Below are 17373 nucleotides of genomic sequence, written 5' to 3'. Positions count from 1 at the left end.
GGCCGGCGAGCAACACTGCGGTTTCTTTGCATCGGGTGTGATGCAAATCCATTGACCCCCTTCGCCCCGCCCCACACCGTGCGCCGCATGGACAGGCGCTTCTTCAATCCTCTGGATCGCGACGAGGCCGGGCGGCGCGGCGCGGAGGCCCTGGCGGCGGAGCGGGGCGGCTATGCCGCCTGGTGCGGGCCGGCGGCGGTGGCGCTGGCGGCGGACTGCTCCTACCACGCCGCCTGCGGCCTGCTGCGCCAGGCGGCTCCGGAGCGCTATGCCCATGGCGAGATCGACATCGCCTACTGGCGCGACGTGGTGGCGGCGCTCGACCTGGGGGGCGTGACCGTCGAGTCCCTGGAGGTCGCGGGCCGGCCCACGCTGCTCGGGCTGGCGCGGCGCGGCGGACTTGCCCCCGGGCTGCATCTGGTCCGCGTGACCGGCCACTTCCTGCTGCTGCGGCTGCACGGCTTCGGCCTCGCCCAGGTCTATGACAACCGTCTCTCGGGGGAGGTGCTGTCCCGCCGCAGCCACGGCCTCTGCCGGGTGACGCATCTGGCGCGGCTCTCCCTGGTCCGATAGGCCAGGGCGCGACAGGCCGGCGCGCCGGGTAGTCCCCTCCCCGCCCTAACCCGTGGTTTTCCTTGTGCCGCCTCCGGCCTGGGACTATATGGCTGGCAGAACATCTTCGCTGCACAGTCAGGGGGGTGGCCTTCGCGGGCCGCCTTTTTTGTTTTTTGGAAGACGATCTGCCTCTCAACGAGGGCCTCGAGGCCCGCATCACCGCCGCCATCGCGCCGACCCTGGCGTCGATGGGCTACGAGATCGTGCGCGTGCAGATCCAGGGCAAGCAGACGCCCACCGTCCAGATCATGGCCGACCGCGCCGATGGTCGGCTGATCGGCGTCGAGGATTGCGAGGCGATCAGCCACGCCGTCGGCGCCGTGCTGGACGTGGACGATCCCTTCACCGGCGAATGGAACCTCGAGGTCTCCTCCGCCGGCATCGACCGTCCGTTGACCCGCACCAAGGACTGGCAGCGCTTCGCCGGCCAGCTGGCGACGGTGGAGATGAGCATCCCCTTCGAGGGCCGGCGCCGCTTCCGCGGCATCGCTCTCGGCGCCGATGCCGAGGTGGTGCGGCTGCGGCTGGAGGATGGCGGCGAGGTGGCCCTGCCACGGGCCGACATGCGCCGCGCCAAGCTGGTGCTGACCGACGAGCTGATCGCCGCCACGGCGGCCGAGGCCGCGCGCCTGAGGGTCGCGGCGGGTGAGGACGAGGACGAAGACGGGGCCGAGACGCCCCGCGACGAGAGGAACTGACCATGGCCGCCGATGTCGCCATTGCCCGCCCCGAGCTGCTGCAGGTCGCCGAGGCCGTCGCCCGCGAGAAGATGATCGAGCGCGACGAGGTCCTGGAGGCGATGGAGCAGGCCATCCAGAAGGCCGGCCGCGCCAAGTACGGGCACGAGAAGGATATCCGCGCCGTCATCGACCGCCGCTCGGGCGAGGTGAAGCTCTCGCGCTGGACCGAGGTGGTCGAGCAGGAGCCGGTGGAGAACGAGGCGACGCAGATCCCGCTGCGCATCGCGCAGAAGATCCAGCCGGGCATCGAGGTCGGCCAGTTCATCGTCGATCCGCTGCCGCCGATCGACTTCGGCCGCATCGCCGCGCAGACCGCCAAGCAGGTGATCGTGCAGCGGGTGCGCGAGGTGGAGCGCGGCAAGCAGTTCAACGAGTACAAGGACCGCGTGGGCGAGGTCGTCAACGGCGTCGTCAAGCGCACCGAGTACGGCAACCTGATGGTCGATCTCGGCCGCGCCGAGGCGCTGCTGCGCCGCGACGAGACCATCCCGCGTGAGGCCTTCCGCAACGGCGACCGCGTGCGCGCCTATATCTACGACGTGCGCGAGGAGCCGCGCGGGCCGCAGATCTTCCTCTCCCGCACGCATCCCGGCTTCCTGGCCAAGCTCTTCGCGCAGGAGGTGCCGGAGATCTACGACGGCATCATCGAGATCAAGGCGGTGGCGCGCGACCCCGGCAGCCGCGCCAAGATGGCGGTGATCAGCCGCGATAGCTCGATCGACCCGGTCGGCGCCTGCGTCGGCATGCGCGGCAGCCGCGTGCAGGCTGTCGTCGCCGAGCTGCAGGGCGAGAAGATCGACATCATCCCCTGGTCGGCCGACAACCCCACCTTCGTCGTGAACGCCCTGGCCCCGGCCGAGGTCTCCAAGGTGGTGATGGACGACGACAGCAAGCGGGTTGAAGTCGTCGTTCCGGATGACCAATTGTCGCTGGCGATCGGGCGGCGCGGCCAGAATGTGCGGCTCGCCTCGCAGCTGACGCGCTGGGACATCGACATCCTGACGGAGGCCGAGGCCAGCGAGCGCCGGCAGGAGGAGTTCCGCAAGCGGACCGGCCTCTTCGTCGAGGCGCTCGACGTGGACGACGTCATCGCCGGCCTGCTGGTCAGCGAGGACTTCTCCTCGATCGAGGAGCTGGTCGAGGTGCCCGAGGAGGATCTCGCCGAGATCGAGGGCTTCGACGAGAATGTCGCCGCCGAGCTGAAGCGGCGCGCCCAGGCCTTCCTGGACCGCCGCGATCAGGAACTCGACGAGAAGCGCCAGGCGCTCGGGGTCGAGGACGCGGTGGCCGAGGCCGGCGGCTTCAGCCCCGCCATGCTGGTGACGCTCGGCGAGAAGGGCGTGAAGACGCTGGACGATCTGGCCGATCTCGCCGCCGACGAGCTGATCGAGATCCTCGGCCCCGAGGCGGTGGACGAGGAAACTGCGAACGCCATCATCATGGCCGCCCGCGAGCACTGGTTCGCCCAGGAAGGCCAGCAGGACGGCGGGACGGGTGATGAGGGCCCCGTGGAGGATCCGGCGGCGGAGACGCCGCAGGCCGAGGCCGGGGAGACGGGCGACGAGCGGTAAGGCGGAGTTCCCGCCGGGCCTGCCCCCCGAGGGGGAAGGCCCGGAGCCGGAGCCGAAGGGTCCGCTGCGCCGCTGCATCGTCACGCGGGAGAGTGGGCCGAAGGAAGCGATGATCCGCTTCGTCATCGGTCCCGGCGGGACGCATGCGCGGGAGATCGTGCCCGACCTCGGCGGGAAGCTGCCCGGACGGGGAATGTGGTTGAGCGCGAGGGCCGATGTGCTAGAACGCGCCGTGAGCCGGGGCGCCTTTCCGAGGGCGGCCCGCGGCCAGGTGCATGTGCCCCCCGATCTTCGCGCGCGGATTGAAAAAGGCCTGAGGGATCGCTTGCGCGATCAGGTGGGCCTGGCGCGCAGGGCCGGACAGGCGGTGTGCGGTTTCCAGCAGGTGCGCGAATGGCTTCAGGCCGGACGGGTCGGCGTGCTGGTCGAGGCGAGTGACGGAAGCCCCTCGGAGCGGGCAAGGCTGGCCGGCCGGCGCGATGTCGCGTTGGTGCTGGCCTTGACGGCGGAGGAGTTGGGCGCGGTGTTCGGAAGGGATCATGCAGTGCACGTGGCGATAGCACCCGGACGCATCGCGGACATTTTGGTGCAGGAGGCGGGCCGTCTGGCCGCTGTCTCCTCAAACGCGAGCGGAGCGGGGACGTGAGCCCGGCAACGGCTCGCGACAGGATTGATGGCACAAGACGGATCGGGTTCAGGCGAACGAATGAGCGACCAGAATGAACAGGATGCTGCGAAGAGCAGGCTGAGCCTCCGGCCCGGCGGACGACTCGAGCTGGGCAAGACGGAGGCCGCCGGTACGGTGCGGCAGTCGTTCAGCCACGGTCGCGGCAAGACCGTGCAGGTCGAGGTGGTGAAGAAGCGGGCCGGTGGCCCGGCGGGCCCTGGCGCCAAGCCGGCCGCGGGCCCGCAGGCGGGTGGCCCCCGCATGGCCGGTGGCCCGCAGCGCGGCGCCTCCGGTCCCGGCACGCGCGGCGGCAGCGGCTCCGCGCCCGGCCGTCCGCTCAATCAGGCCGAGCAGGCCACCCGCCTGCGCGTGCTGGAGGAGCACCGGCGCGCCGAGGCGCAGCGCCAGCGCGAGGAGCGCGAGCGCCAGGCCCTGATGGTGCGCAGCGCCGCCGAGGAGGCCGCGCGCAAGGCCGAGGAGGAGCGCCGCGCCGCCGAGGAGGCCGCCGCCCGCGCCGAGGAAGAGGCGCGCCAGAAGATTGAGGACGAGGCCCGCCGTAAGGCCGAGGAGGAAGCGCGCAAGCTGGCGCCGCCCCCGGCCGCCGCGCGCCAGGCGCCGTCCGGCGCCGCGCCCGGCCCGCGCCCCGTGGGTGCGCGTCCCGCCACCGGCACCGCCGCGCCGCTGCGCCGTCCCGGTGCCGCGGCCGCGCCGGCCGCCGCGCCTGGTGCGGCCCCGCCGCGCCTGACCCTGCGCGGCCGCGAGGGGGAGGAGGAGGAGCGGCGCAGCCCGGTCCGCCGCCCCGGCATGCCGGCCGCCGCCGCGAAGAAGCCCGCCGCCGCCCCCGCCAAGAAGCCGGTCATCGGCGGCGATCGCCGCCGCGACGGCCGCATCGACGTGGCCGCCGCCATCGAGGGCGAGGACGAGCGCAGCCGCTCCATGGCCTCCGTCCGCCGCGCCCGCGAGCGCGAGCGGCGGCAGCAGGAGCTGCAGCGTCTCCGCAGCGATGGCGTGAAGGTGGTGCGCGACGTGGTGGTGCCGGAAGCCATCACGGTGCAGGAGCTCGCCAACCGCATGGCCGCACGTGGCGGCGAGGTGGTGAAGGCGCTGTTCCGCATGGGCGTGATGGCGACGCTGACCCAGACCATCGACGCCGACACGGCGGAGCTGGTGGTCAACGAGTTCGGCCACCGCGTGAAGCGCGTTTCCGAATCCGACGTCGAGCTGGGCCTGGAGGGCATGGTCGACGCCGAGGCGGACTTGGTGACGCGGCCGCCGGTCGTGACCATCATGGGCCATGTCGACCACGGCAAGACCAGCCTGCTGGACGCGCTGCGCAAGACCGACGTGGCGGCGCGCGAGGCCGGCGGCATCACCCAGCACATCGGCGCCTATCAGGTGACGGTGGCGGGGGGCCAGAAGGTCACCTTCATCGACACGCCGGGCCATGCCGCCTTCACCGCCATGCGCGCCCGCGGCGCCAGCGTCACCGACATGGTGGTGCTGGTCGTCGCGGCCGATGACGGCGTGATGCCGCAGACGATCGAGGCCATCCACCACGCCAAGGCGGCGAACGCGCCGATGATCGTGGCGGTCAACAAGATCGACAAGCCGGGCGTCAACCTGGACCGTGTCCGCAACGAGCTGCTGCAGCACGAGGTGGTCGTGGAATCCCTGGGTGGCGACACCCAGGAGATCCAGGTCTCGGCGCTGAAGGGCACCAACCTCGACAAGCTGCTGGAGGCGATCCTGCTGCAGGCCGAGGTGCTGGACCTGAAGGCCAATCCGGACCGCGCCGCCGAGGGCACGGTCATCGAATCCAAGCTCGACAAGGGCCGGGGTCCGGTGGCCACCGTGCTGGTGCAGAAGGGCACGCTGCGGCAGGGCGACATGGTGGTGGCCGGCGCCGAGTGGGGCCGCGTGCGCGCCATGCTCGACGACAAGGGCCGCCAGCTGAAGGAGGCCGGACCCAGCCTGCCGGTCGAGATCCTGGGCCTCTCCGGGGTGCCCTCCGCCGGTGAGCCGCTGGCCGTCGTCGAGAACGAGGGCCGGGCGCGCGAGATCAGCGAGTTCCGTCAGCGCAAGCTGCGGGAGAAGCAGGCCGCCGCCGCCGGTGCCGCCCGCGGCACGCTGGCCGACATGATGGCGCGTGTCGCCGCCGGCCAGCAGAAGGAGGTCGCGGTCGTCGTCAAGGCCGATGTGCAGGGTTCCGCCGAGGCGCTCGGCGTGACGCTGAACAAGCTGTCGCGCGACGAGGTGAAGGTCCGGGTGCTGCACAGCGCCGTCGGCCAGATCACCGAGAGCGACATCCAGCTGGCCAAGGCGTCCAACGCCATCGTCGTCGCCTTCAACGTCCGCGCGACGGCGCAGGCGCGGGAGCTGGCGCAGCGGGACGGCGTCGACATCCGCTACTACTCGATCATCTACGAGGTGGCGGATGACGTGGAGCAGCTGGTGCGCGGCAAGCTCGCCCCCATCCAGCGCGAGAAGTTCCTGGGCTACGCGCAGATCCTCGAGGTCTTCGAGGTCAAGCGGCTGGGCAATATCGCCGGCTGCCGCGTCACCGAGGGCGTGGTCCGGCGCGGCTGCGGCGTCCGCCTGCTGCGGGATGGCATCGTCATCCACCAGGGCGAGCTGGCGACGCTCCGCCGCTTCAAGGACGACGTCAAGGAAGTCACCAACGGATATGAGTGCGGCATGAGCTTCGCCAATTACGACGACATCAAGATTGGCGATCAGATCGAGTGCTACGAGACCGAGACGGTCGCCGCCACCTGAGCCGGGGCGGGGGCGCGGGGCGGCCGTTCCGCGCCCCGCGCCGCCTCTCCGGCTTCCGGCCGGAAGCAAGGCCGGGGGTCCGCCCCCGGCCTTTTCCATTGCCGCCCGCTTCTGTTGTTCGTGAGGCCCCATGCCCAAGAAGACCGCCACCCCCGGCGCCCCCAGCCAGCGCATGCTCCGCGTCGCGGAGGAGGTGCGGCATGCCCTCTCCGCCGTCTTCCTGCGCGGCGAGCTGCACGATCCCGACCTGGACGGCCGCCATATCACCGTGACCGAGGTGCGCGCCTCGCCCGATCTCAAGCACATGACCTGCTTCGTCGCCGCGCTCGGCCGGGCGGTGACGCCCGAGGAGCTGAAGGCGCTGAAGCGCGTGCAGCCCTTCCTGCGCACCCAGGTCGCCCGCGCCGTGCGGCTGAAGTTCGCGCCCGAGATGCATTTTCAGCCCGACACGGCGCTGGATTATGCGATGAAGATCGACGCGGTGATGCGCCGCCCCGAGGTGCAGCAGGACCTCCAGCCCCGCCCGGCGGGAGAGCAGGCTCCGCCGCGGGAGGACGAGCGGTAAGGACGCGACCCTCTTGAACACCCCTGAGACGGCGCCGCCCGAGGGCGCGCCGATGATCCGCACCATCGCCATGCCGGCGGACACCAACCCCGCCGGGGATATCTTCGGCGGCTGGCTGATGGCGCAGATGGATCTCGCCGCCGGCAATGCCGCCGCGCGCCGGGCCCGCGGCCGCTGCGCCACCGTGGCGGTGGAGGCCATCACCTTCCATTCCCCGGTGCGGGTCGGCGACGAGGTCAGTCTCTATGCCGAGATTCTCTCGACCGGGCGCAGCTCGATGAAGATCCGCGTCGAGGCCTGGCGCCGCGAGCGCGAGGGCGAGCACGCCAACCGCGTCACCGAAGCGGTCTTCACCTTCGTGGCGCTGGACGCGACGGGGCGGCCGCGGCCCCTGCCGCCGGCCTGAGCGCGGGCCGGGCGGCCCGCGTCAGGGGCGCCGGGGGATGCCACGCCCCGTGCGATGATTGCATCGGCCCGGCGGGAGGTGTATCCCCCCGCACCTTCGCGCCCGGGACCGGGTTTCCGGCACGCCGCGCATCCCGATCCGGCGCGGGCGCTTTCCCCCTTCCGCAGTGAAAAGAGCCATGTCCCGCCCCTACCGCAAGCCGAACAGCCGCCCGCGCGGCCGCCCGATGGATGGCTGGCTGATCGTCGACAAGCCCTCCGGCATCGGCTCGACGGATGTGGTGAACAAGCTGAAGCGGGCCTTCCAGGCGCAGAAGGTCGGGCATGGCGGCACGCTGGACCCGCTGGCGACCGGCGTGCTGCCCATCGCCTTCGGCGCCGCCACGAAGATGGTGCCCTACGTCATGGACGGCACCAAGACCTACCGCTTCACGCTGCGCTTCGGCGAGGCGCGCGACACCGACGACGCCGAGGGCCAGGTCATCGAGACGAGCGAGGCCCGGCCGACGGACGAGCAGATCCGCGCCGCCCTGCCCGCCTTCATCGGCGAGATCATGCAGGTGCCGCCGATCTTCTCGGCGCTGAAGATCAACGGCGTGCGCGCCTACGACCTGGCGCGCGACGGGCAGGTGCCGGAGATGGCCGCGCGGCCTGCGCGGGTGGATCGCTTCGAGCTGGAATCCCGCCCCGACGCCGACACGGCGGTGTTCACCGTGCAGTCGGGCAAGGGTGTCTACATGCGCAGCCTGGCGCGCGACATCGCCCGCGCGGCGGGCAGCGTCGGGCATATCGCGACGCTGCGCCGGATGCGGGTCGGGCCCTTCCTCGAGGAGGATGCGATTCCGCTGGACAAACTCTGCGGCGCGGAGGATACCCCGCCTCCTTCCCCGGATCTGCTGCTCCCCGTGACGACCGCGCTGGCCGACATCCCGGCTCTGGCCCTCACGGAAGCGGAGATCGCACGCCTCTCCTTCGGTCAGGCCATTTCACTGGTCGAGCTGATGGGGCGGATACCCGAGGACGCCAGCCCCGATGGGGGCCTCGCGCGGGCCATGGCGGGGGAGCGCCTGAAGGGACTCGTGCGCCTGGACTCCGGCCTCGCCAAGCCGGAGCGGTGGCTCGGCCCGGGCGAGAAGACCCTCCTGCCGGTCGCGCCCGAAGCGGACGAGCCGGCGAACTGAAAGGCAAGAGCCGATGTCGACTGTGACCGCCGAGCGTCGCGCCGAGATCATCAAGCAGTACGCCACCAAGGAAGGCGATACGGGCAGCCCCGAGGTGCAGGTCGCCCTGCTCTCCGAGCGGATCTCCTCGCTGACCGAGCACCTGAAGACCCACCCGAAGGATTTCCACAGCCGCCGTGGCCTGCTGGTGCTGGTCGGCCAGCGCCGTGGCCTGCTGGACTACGTGAAGCGCAAGAACCAGGCGCGCTACCAGAGCCTGATCGAGCGCCTGAACCTGCGCCGCTGACCGCGGCCGGCCCGATGGGTCCGAAGCGCCGGCCTCCGCGAGGGGGCCGGCGCTTTCGCGTTCAGGGCGCCGGGGTTCCCGGCGCGGCGCCTTCATAGGCGAGGATCGCCGCCGCCAGGTCCTCTCCCGCCCAGCCCACCGATTTGAACAGCGTGATCTCCCCCGCCGCGCGGCGGCCCGGATGCTCCCCCCGGCAGAGTTCGAACAGATCGGCGGCGATGTGCTCCGGGCCGATCGCCCCCTCGGCGATCGCCTGCACCACGTCGCCCGCCTCGGCCAGGGCGCCGGGGCGCGTGTCCACGAAGAGGCTGGCCCTGGCCACCAGCGCGGCATCGCTCTCCCGCATGTCGGGGCGGAAGGCGCCAACCAGATCGACATGGGTGCCGGGCGCGATCTCGGCGCCGCGCAGCAGCGGCGCGGCGGAGAGCGTGGCGGCGGAGACGATGTCGGCGCCGGCCGGATCGGGCCGTTCCGCCACCCTCGCCGGCAGCCCCTCCCCCGCCAGATGCCGCGCCAGCCGCGCCGCGCTCTCCGGCCGGCGCGACCAGATGCGGATCTCGCGCAGCGGGAAGCGCGCGGCATAGGCCTCCGCCAGGGCCTGCGCCACCTTGCCGCTGCCGAGCAGCAGCAGGCTGCGGCTGTCCGGCCGCGCTAGGAAGCCGGCGGCGAGGACGCTGGCGGCGGCGGTGCGGCGGTCGGTCAGTGTGCCGCCATCCAGGATGGCGAGCGGCTGGCCGGTCTCGCCATGCGACAGCAGGTAGACCGAGTGCACCGCCTGCAGCGCCGGCCGCTCCCCCTGCTGGCGCGCATTGCCCGGATTGACGTGGACGATCTTCACGCCGGTATAGCGGTGGGCCTGCCAGGCCGGCATCAGCAGAAGGGAGCCTTCCGTTGCCTCTTTTTGCGGCAGGGCGTGGCGGTGCCGCAGGGGCGCGTCGCATCCCGTCTCGAACATTCTCCGCAAGGCCTCGTCCAGGCGGTCCCAGGGGAGGTGGCGCGCGGTCTCGGCGGCATCGGTCAACAGCATGGGGTGGTCGGTTCTCCTCTGCGGCCGAAGGGGCGGGCGCCGCCGCCTCCGGTGGCACGGGCATTGCTAAGTCCCGGACATGCCACGTGCGGGCATGCCGGATGGACGTCGCCGGCGGCGGTCTGCGATATCCTCCGGTCCTGGCCAGGATGGCGATATCGTTCGGGATGATTGCACCATCCGCCCCGCAAGGCTAACGGGCGAGAGGGGGTGCCGCCGCGGCGGCCCGACCACCGCCTGGCCTGGCGGTCCGGAAGCAGGCCTAACGGGAGGCATCGCCGGCAAGAGCCGGCGGGCGAATAAACTGGGAGAGTCTGAATGAAGCCCTTGCGGCTCGGTACCCTTCGCGCCCTGAGCGCGGCGGCCATGACCACCATCCTGGCGCTGCCCGCCCTGGCGCAGCAGCCGGCGCAGAACGCCGCCACGCTGGACGCGATCAGGTCGCGCGGCAGCCTGACCTGCGGCGTCAACACCGGCCTCGCCGGCTTCGCCCAGCCCGACAGCCAGGGCCGCTGGCAGGGCTTCGACGTGGAATACTGCCGCGCCCTCGCCGTGGCGCTGTTCAACGACGCCAACAAGGTCCGCTACGTGCCGACCACGGCGCAGAACCGCTTCACCGCGCTGCAGTCCGGCGAGATCGACGTGCTGCCGCGCAACACCACCGCGACGCTCTCGCGCGACACCTCGCTCGGCCTCGATTTCCCGGCGACCAACTTCTACGACGGCCAGGGCTTCATGGTGAAGGCCAGCCTGGGCGTGAGCTCGGCGAAGGAGCTGGACGGCGCCACCGTCTGCGTGCAGCCCGGCACCACCACCGAGCAGAACCTGACCGACTGGGCGCGGGCCAGCAACATCAAGTTCACCCCGGTCATCATCGAGCGGCTGGAGGAGCTGGTCAGCGCCTATGTCGCCGGCCGCTGCGACGCCTACACCACCGATGTCTCCGGCCTCGCCGCCACGCGCTCCGCCCAGCCCAACCCGGGCGAGCACGTGATCCTGCCGGAGGTGATCAGCAAGGAGCCGCTGGCCGTCGGCGTGCGCCATGGCGACCAGCGCTGGGCCGACCTGGTCCGCTGGACGCATTACGCGCTGCTGGCCGCGGAGGAGCTCGGCATCACCGCCGCCAATGTCGAGCAGGTGGCCGCCAGCGACCAGCGCCCGGAGGTCCAGCGCATGCTGGGCAAGACCGGCGGCCTCGGCCAGATGCTGGGCGTGGACAACCTCTGGGCCGTGAACATCATCAAGGCCGTCGGCAACTACGGCGAGGTCTTCGAGCGGCATCTGAAGCCGCTCGGCATCCAGCGCGGTCCGAACGCGCAGTGGACCCAGGGCGGCCTGCAATACGCCCAGCCCTTCCGCTAAGGGCCGACCGGCGGGGCGCGTCCTGAGGGCGCCCCCGCCAAGCTTCCGTGCCGGCCCGAAACAACTGGCGCGAAGACGCCTCGGCGGGTCAGGATCGTCGAGAGAAGCGGGCAAGACGAACAAAAACGAGGCTTTCACGCATGTCAGACACCGCTGCCGATCCCCGGCTGCTTCGCGCCCCGCCCAGGAAGGGAATCCGTCTCTCCTGGGCCGATGAAAGGCTGCGCGCCATCATCTGGCAGGTGCTGGTCGTCGGGATCGTCGTCGCCATCGTCTGGTGGTTGGTGCGCAACACCAACCACAATCTGGAGGTGCGGCGCATCGCCACCGGCTGGGGCTTCCTTGGCCGCGAGGCCGGCCTGCCCGTGGCCGAGAGCCTCGTCTCCTACAGCCCCACCAACACCTATGCGCGCGCGCTTCTCGTCGGCGTGCTGAACACGCTGAAGGTCGCGGTGGTCGGCATCGTCCTGGCCACCATCCTCGGCACGCTGATCGGCATCGCACGGCTCTCGAAGAACTGGCTGCTGGCCCGCCTGGCGGGCGTCTACATCGAGGTGGTGCGCGACCTGCCGCTGCTGCTGCAGCTCCTGTTCTGGTACGCCATCCTGCAGGGCCTGCCGTCGCCGCGGCAGGCGCTGCATCCGGCCGAGGGCGTGTTCCTCTCCAACCGCGGCCTGAAGCTGCCCTGGATCCAGTGGCAGGACGCGCACAGCTTCGCGCTGCTGGGCCTGGTGATCGGCGTCGTGCTGGCCGTCTTCTACGCCCGCTCGGCCCGGGCCAAGCAGATGCGGGACGGGCAGCCGCGCCGGGTATGGCCGGCCGCCCTCGGCCTGATCCTGGGCCTGCCGATTCTGATCTGGGCGGTGCTCGGCGCTCCGTGGCAGGGCGACATCCCGGCGCTGCGCGGCTTCAACTTCACCGGCGGCCTGACCGTCACGCCGGAATACTTCGCCCTGCTGATCGGCCTGGTCATGTACACGGCGGCCTTCATCGCCGAGATCGTGCGCGCCGGCATCCAGTCGGTGGCCCGGGGGCAGTGGGAGGCGGCGGAGGCGCTGGGCTTCCAGCGCGGGCGCATCATGCGGCTGATCGTTCTGCCGCAGGCGCTGCGCGTCATCATCCCGCCGATGACCAGCCAGTACCTGAACCTGACGAAGAACTCCTCCCTGGCCGTCGCCATCGGCTACCAGGACATCGTCTCGATCGCCAACACGACGCTGAACCAGACCGGCCAGGCGATCGAGGGCATCGCCATCATCATGCTGGTCTTCCTGACCATCAGCCTGTCGATCAGCCTGTTCATGAACTGGTACAATGCGCGCATCGCGCTGGTGGAGCGCTGAGCCATGGATAAGCCGAAGCTCGCAGGCCATGGCCCGCGCATTGCCTTTCCCTCCGGCTTCGCTGGCCCGAGAACCAGCTACGCGGGGTCCTGCTTCGCTGGCCGGAGGACCAGCTACGCGGGGACTTGCTTCGCTGGCCCGAGGGCCAGCTACGCGGCGCGCATCGCGCTGGTGGAGCGCTGAGCCATGGCCGATATCGCCGCCGAAGCCACCGCGCCCCGCCCCGTGGAGGATGCCGCCGTCGGGCCGCGCCGCGCGCCGATCACGGTGGTGGGCCCCGTCGCCTGGGCCCGGGCCAACCTCTTCTCCTCCTGGATCTCGACCGCCGTCACCCTGGCCCTGGCCTATCTGATCGTCCGCTGGACGCTGGGCTTCATCGACTGGGCCTTCGTCAACGCCATCTGGTCCGTGCCCGTCACCAACGGACAGGCGCAGACCCAGGCCTGCCGCGCGCTCAACGGCGCCGGCGCCTGCTGGGCGGTGGTGACCGAGAAGCACCGCTTCATGCTCTTCGGCACCTATCCCTACGAGGAGCACTGGCGGCCGGCCATCTGTGTGCTGCTCTTCATCGGCCTCTACATCGTCTCCGCCATGCGCCGCTTCTGGCGGCCGGCGCTGGCGCTGGTCTGGCTGGTGACGCTGGCGGCCATCGGCGTGCTGATGTGGGGCGGGGTGTTCGGCCTGTCCTATGTGCCGCAGGAGCGCTGGGGCGGCCTGCCGATCACCCTGATCCTGGCCACCTTCGGCATCGCGCTGGCCTTCCCGCTCTCGATCCTGGTGGCGCTCGGCCGCCGCTCGCGCATGCCGGCGATCAAGATGCTCTGCGTGCTCTATGTCGAGCTGATCCGCGGCGTGCCGCTGATCTCGCTGCTGTTCATGGCCAGCGTGATGTTCCCGCTCTTCCTGCCGGAGGGGATGAACATCGACAAGCTGCTGCGGGCGCAGATCGCCATCATCCTCTTCGCCGCCGCCTATCTGGCGGAGGTGGTGCGCGGCGGGCTGCAGGCCCTGCCACGGGGCCAGTACGAGGCGGCCGACGCGCTCGGCCTCTCCTACTGGCAGAAGACCGGCTTCATCATCCTGCCCCAGGCGCTGCGCCTGGTGATCCCGCCGCTGGTGAACACCTTCATCGGCTTCTTCAAGGACACCTCGCTGGTGCTGATCATCGGCATCTTCGACCTGCTGACCGCCGGCAAGACGGCGATCGTCGAGCCCGCCTGGCAGGGCTTCGGCATCGAGGTCTATGTCACCGTCGGCCTGATCTACTTCATCTTCTGCTTCGCCATGTCCCGCTACAGCCAGAACCTGGAGGCGGAGCTGAACCGCCACCGGGTCCGCTGAGGGAGGGCCTGATGCAGGACAACCACCCGAACCTGGGAGCGAACGCCGCATGAGCGCCACCATGGACCCTGCCGACGGCGCCTATGTCGCCTCCGCCGCGCGCGTCGACGGGCCGCCCGCCATCCTGCTCGACAAGGTCAACAAGTGGTACGGCGCCATGCACGTGCTGCGCGACATCAACCTCTCCGTGGCCCAGGGCGAGAGGGTCGTGGTCTGCGGCCCCTCGGGCTCCGGCAAGTCCACCATGATCCGCTGCATCAACCGGCTGGAGCAGCACCAGGAGGGGCGCATCGTCGTCGACGGCATCGAGCTGTCCGACGACCTCCGCTCGCTCGATGCCATTCGCCGCGAGGTCGGCATGGTGTTCCAGAGCTTCAACCTGTTCCCGCACCTGACCATCCTGGAGAACTGCACCCTGGCGCCCATCTGGGTGCGCCGGATGCCGAAGAAGGAGGCGGAGGCGCTGGCCATGGAGTACCTGACCCGGGTGAAGATCCCGGAGCAGGCCGGCAAGTATCCCGGGCAGCTGTCCGGCGGCCAGCAGCAGCGCGTGGCGATCGCGCGCGCCCTCTGCATGAAGCCCAAGATCATGCTGTTCGACGAGCCGACCTCGGCGCTCGATCCGGAGATGATCAAGGAGGTGCTCGACACCATGGTCATGCTGGCCGACACCGGCATGACCATGATCTGCGTCACCCACGAGATGGGCTTCGCCCGCCAGGTGGCGGACCGCGTGGTGTTCATGGACCGGGGCGAGATCGTCGAGTCGGGCGTGCCGGAGCAGATGTTCAACGATCCCAAGACCGACCGGCTGAGGACCTTCCTGAGCCAGGTGCTGCGCGGGCACTGAGCCCGCCGCCCCGCTCAGGCCCCGCCGCGCCGGGAGCCTGAGCGGCGGCGCTTGCGCCGCCACGGGCGCCCAGCCTATGCCTTGCGCCCGACATCGGCGCAGATGGCAGTGTCCCAGCAAGAATCCTCCCCTACCCCCCGCCCCATGACCCCGGCGTTGCTGCTCGGCGTGCTGGGTGTGGTCTATGGCGACATCGGCACCAGCCCGCTCTACGCGCTGCGCGCCTCCCTGCTCCACTTCGCCGCCGACGGGCTGGAGGAGTGGGAGATCCTCGGCGTGCTGAGCCTGATCTTCTGGTCCCTGGTGCTGATCGTCACGCTCAAGTACGTGCTGCTGATCCTGCGCGCCGACAACCGGGGCGAGGGCGGCATCCTGGCGCTGATGGCGCTGGCCCAGCGGGTGGCGCGCGGCGAGCGGGGCCGCAAGCTGGTGGCGATGGTCGGCATCGCCGGCGCGGCGCTGTTCTTCGGCGACGGTATCATCACCCCGGCCATTTCCGTCCTCTCGGCGGTGGAGGGGCTCAAGGTCATCTCCCCCGCCTTCACCGACGCGGTGATCCCGATCTCGCTCGGCGTGCTGCTGGCCCTGTTCCTGGTCCAGTACAAGGGCACGCACAGCATCGGGAAGGTCTTCGGCCCGGTCACCGCCCTGTGGTTCGGCAGCCTCGGCCTGCTCGGCCTGATCGAGGTGGCGCAGCAGCCGCACGTGCTGATCGCCCTCTCGCCGCACTACGCCATCAGCTTCTGCCTGGAATACCGGCTGGCGGCCTTCATCGCCCTGGGCTCCGTGGTGCTGGCGGTGACCGGGGCGGAGGCGCTCTATGCCGATATGGGCCATTTCGGCAAGCGGCCGATCCGCTGGGTCTGGCTGGCGGTCGTGCTGCCGAGCCTGACGCTGAACTACTTCGGCCAGGGCGCGCTGCTGCTGACCGACCGCGCGGCGCTGGAGAACCCCTTCTTCCTGCTGGCGCCGGAATGGTTCCGCCTGCCGCTGGTGGTGCTGGCGACGCTCGCCACCATCATCGCCAGCCAGGCCATGATCTCCGGCGCCTTCTCCATCGCCCGGCAATGCGTGCAGATGGGCTTCCTGCCGCGGCTCGTGGTCTGCCACACCTCGGAGACCGAGGAGGGCCAGATCTACGTCCCGCAGATCAACTTCGCCCTGCTGGTCGGCGTCGTCATCCTGGTGCTGTCCTTCCACGATTCCGACAGCCTCGCGGCCGCCTACGGCATCGCCGTCACCGGCACCTTCCTCTGCACCTCCTGCCTGGCCGGACTGGTCTTCCGGCGGCAGTTCGGCTGGTCGCGCGCCCTGGTCACGGCGGTCATCGTGCCGATGCTGCTGCTCGACGGCAGCTACTTCATCGCCAACCTGCTGAAGGTGCCGGCCGGCGGCTGGGTGCCGCTGGTGCTCGGCGTCGCGCTCTTCACGCTGATGATGACCTGGCGGCGCGGGCGCGAGCTGCTCTTCGCCCGCTTCCGCCAGGACAGCCTGCCGCTGAAATCCTTCCTGGCGCGGCTGCCGCAGTCGCGCACCCTCCGCGTGCCCGGGATCGCCGTCTTCATGACGGGCCAGGCCGACTACGTGCCCAATGCGCTGCTGCACAACCTCAAGCACAACAAGGTGCTGCACGAGCGGGTGCTGTTCGTCACGGTGGAGAATCTCGACGTGCCGCAGGCGCCGCAGCGGCGCGAGGTGGCGGAGCTGGCGCCCGGCATCCACCGCGTCATCCTGCGCTACGGCTTCCAGGAGAGCCCGAACATCCCGAAGGAGCTGGAGGCGCTCGGCGAATACGGCGTGCGCTTCGAGCCGATGCAGGCCAGCTACTTCCTGGGCCGCGAGACGCTGGTGGCCGCCTCGGCGCCGCGGATGGCGACCTGGCAGCAGTGGCTGTTCTCGTTGATGAGCCGCAACGCCATGCCGGCGACCGAGTTCTTCCGCATCCCGAGCGACCGGGTGGTCGAGCTCGGCGTGCGCGTGGCGATCTGAACGGGCGGGCCCCTCGTCAGGCCCCCCGCCAAGCCCCTCGTCAGGCCGGGCGGCGGGCCTTCAGCGCGGCGGCCAGGGTGCCGTCATCCATCACGTCCAGCGCGCCGCCCATGGGCACGCCCTGGGCCAGGCGGGTGACGGCGATGCCGCAGGGGTGCAGCCGGTCGGCCAGGTAATGCGCGGTGGTGGCGCCGTCCACCGTGGCCGGCAGGGCCAGGATCACCTCGCGGATCGCCCCCGCCCCGACCCGCTCCAGCAGGGCGGCGACGCGCAGGTCCTCCGGCCCCACGCCGGAGAGCGCCGAGAGGACGCCGCCCAGCACATGGTAGAGGCCGCGATGCACATGGGCGCGCTCCAGCGCCCAGAGATCGGCCACGCCCTCGACCACGCAGAGCACCTCCTGTTCCCGCGCCGGATCGGCGCAGATGCGGCAGGGGTCGCGGGTGTCGAGGTTGCCGCAGATGCGGCAGGGCCGCACGGCCTCGGCCGTCTCGCGCAGGGACTGGGCCAGCGGCAGCATCAGCCCGCCCGGATCCTGCAGCAGCTTCAGCGCGGCGCGGCGGGCGCTGCGGCGGCCCATGCCGGGCAGCCGGGCAAGCAGCGCCACCAGGCGCTCGACCTGATCCGGCCCGCGCGTCTCCACCTCAGCCCCTGCC

16 protein-coding genes are annotated in these 17373 nt (G+C 71.0%); 14 read left to right on the top strand and 2 right to left on the bottom strand.

Annotated features, from left to right (window positions below):
* Positions 1-51: 51 nt before the first annotated feature.
* From ACF3NH_RS07185 to rpsO, 9 genes are all read left to right on the top strand, one after another.
* Positions 52-573 carry a hypothetical protein gene (locus ACF3NH_RS07185; protein WP_198366988.1) on the top strand — a complete coding sequence of 174 codons (522 nt, stop codon included), beginning with the start codon at positions 52-54 and terminating at the stop codon, positions 571-573.
* Positions 574-728: 155 nt separating this feature from the next.
* Positions 729-1313 carry a ribosome maturation factor RimP gene (rimP, locus tag ACF3NH_RS07180; protein ID WP_422922367.1) on the top strand — a complete coding sequence of 195 codons (585 nt, stop codon included), beginning with the start codon at positions 729-731 and terminating at the stop codon, positions 1311-1313.
* Positions 1314-1315: 2 nt separating this feature from the next.
* Positions 1316-2926, top strand: a complete 1611-nt coding sequence (gene nusA / locus ACF3NH_RS07175; RefSeq protein ID WP_422922366.1) for a transcription termination factor NusA — start codon at positions 1316-1318, stop codon at positions 2924-2926.
* Positions 2927-2945: 19 nt separating this feature from the next.
* Positions 2946-3572 (top strand): RNA-binding protein, encoded by a 627-nt coding sequence (locus ACF3NH_RS07170; RefSeq protein ID WP_422924735.1) that lies wholly within the window; start codon positions 2946-2948, stop codon positions 3570-3572.
* 60 nt (positions 3573-3632) lie between these two features.
* On the top strand, positions 3633-6368 hold the full coding sequence (gene infB / locus ACF3NH_RS07165) for a translation initiation factor IF-2 (protein WP_422922365.1): 2736 nt from the start codon (positions 3633-3635) through the stop codon (positions 6366-6368).
* A 130-nt stretch (positions 6369-6498) separates the two neighbouring features.
* Complete coding sequence (gene rbfA / locus ACF3NH_RS07160) at positions 6499-6933, top strand: 30S ribosome-binding factor RbfA (RefSeq protein WP_198366993.1); 435 nt, start codon at positions 6499-6501, stop codon at positions 6931-6933.
* Positions 6934-6946: 13 nt separating this feature from the next.
* Complete coding sequence (locus ACF3NH_RS07155; RefSeq protein WP_422922363.1) at positions 6947-7339, top strand: acyl-CoA thioesterase; 393 nt, start codon at positions 6947-6949, stop codon at positions 7337-7339.
* A gap of 178 nt (positions 7340-7517) precedes the next feature.
* Positions 7518-8519, top strand: coding sequence for a tRNA pseudouridine(55) synthase TruB (gene truB, locus ACF3NH_RS07150; RefSeq protein WP_198366994.1), 1002 nt, complete (start codon positions 7518-7520; stop codon positions 8517-8519).
* A 13-nt stretch (positions 8520-8532) separates the two neighbouring features.
* A complete protein-coding gene (gene rpsO / locus ACF3NH_RS07145) occupies positions 8533-8805 on the top strand; it encodes a 30S ribosomal protein S15 (RefSeq protein ID WP_198366995.1) in 273 nt (90 codons plus the stop codon).
* A gap of 61 nt (positions 8806-8866) precedes the next feature.
* Here the strand turns inward: rpsO and lhpI are convergent, their stop codons facing one another.
* On the bottom strand, positions 8867-9832 hold the full coding sequence (gene lhpI / locus ACF3NH_RS07140) for a bifunctional Delta(1)-pyrroline-2-carboxylate/Delta(1)-piperideine-2-carboxylate reductase (protein ID WP_422922362.1): 966 nt from the start codon (positions 9830-9832) through the stop codon (positions 8867-8869).
* Between the two features lie 318 nt (positions 9833-10150).
* Between lhpI and ACF3NH_RS07135 the strand changes: the two genes are divergently transcribed.
* The 5 genes from ACF3NH_RS07135 (at position 10151) to ACF3NH_RS07115 (ending at position 16717) form a co-directional block, all read left to right on the top strand.
* Positions 10151-11194 carry an amino acid ABC transporter substrate-binding protein gene (locus ACF3NH_RS07135; RefSeq protein WP_198366997.1) on the top strand — a complete coding sequence of 348 codons (1044 nt, stop codon included), beginning with the start codon at positions 10151-10153 and terminating at the stop codon, positions 11192-11194.
* 140 nt (positions 11195-11334) lie between these two features.
* Positions 11335-12537, top strand: a complete 1203-nt coding sequence (locus tag ACF3NH_RS07130; RefSeq protein WP_422922361.1) for an amino acid ABC transporter permease — start codon at positions 11335-11337, stop codon at positions 12535-12537.
* 186 nt (positions 12538-12723) lie between these two features.
* Complete coding sequence (locus tag ACF3NH_RS07125; RefSeq protein ID WP_422922360.1) at positions 12724-13878, top strand: amino acid ABC transporter permease; 1155 nt, start codon at positions 12724-12726, stop codon at positions 13876-13878.
* Between the two features lie 49 nt (positions 13879-13927).
* A complete protein-coding gene (locus ACF3NH_RS07120; RefSeq protein WP_422922359.1) occupies positions 13928-14728 on the top strand; it encodes an amino acid ABC transporter ATP-binding protein in 801 nt (266 codons plus the stop codon).
* A gap of 102 nt (positions 14729-14830) precedes the next feature.
* The gene (locus ACF3NH_RS07115) at positions 14831-16717 is read left to right on the top strand and encodes a potassium transporter Kup (protein WP_422922358.1); all 1887 of its coding nucleotides are present in this window, start codon (positions 14831-14833) and stop codon (positions 16715-16717) included.
* A 40-nt stretch (positions 16718-16757) separates the two neighbouring features.
* On the opposite strand, the gene recR is transcribed toward ACF3NH_RS07115, so the two are convergent.
* Complete coding sequence (recR, locus tag ACF3NH_RS07110; protein WP_198367001.1) at positions 16758-17360, bottom strand: recombination mediator RecR; 603 nt, start codon at positions 17358-17360, stop codon at positions 16758-16760.
* Positions 17361-17373: the final 13 nt, after the last annotated feature.

The organism is Pseudoroseomonas sp. WGS1072 (assembly GCF_049340465.1).
Classification (GTDB): Bacteria; Pseudomonadota; Alphaproteobacteria; order Acetobacterales; family Acetobacteraceae; genus Pseudoroseomonas.
This window is presented reverse-complemented; position numbering and strand designations above follow the sequence as displayed.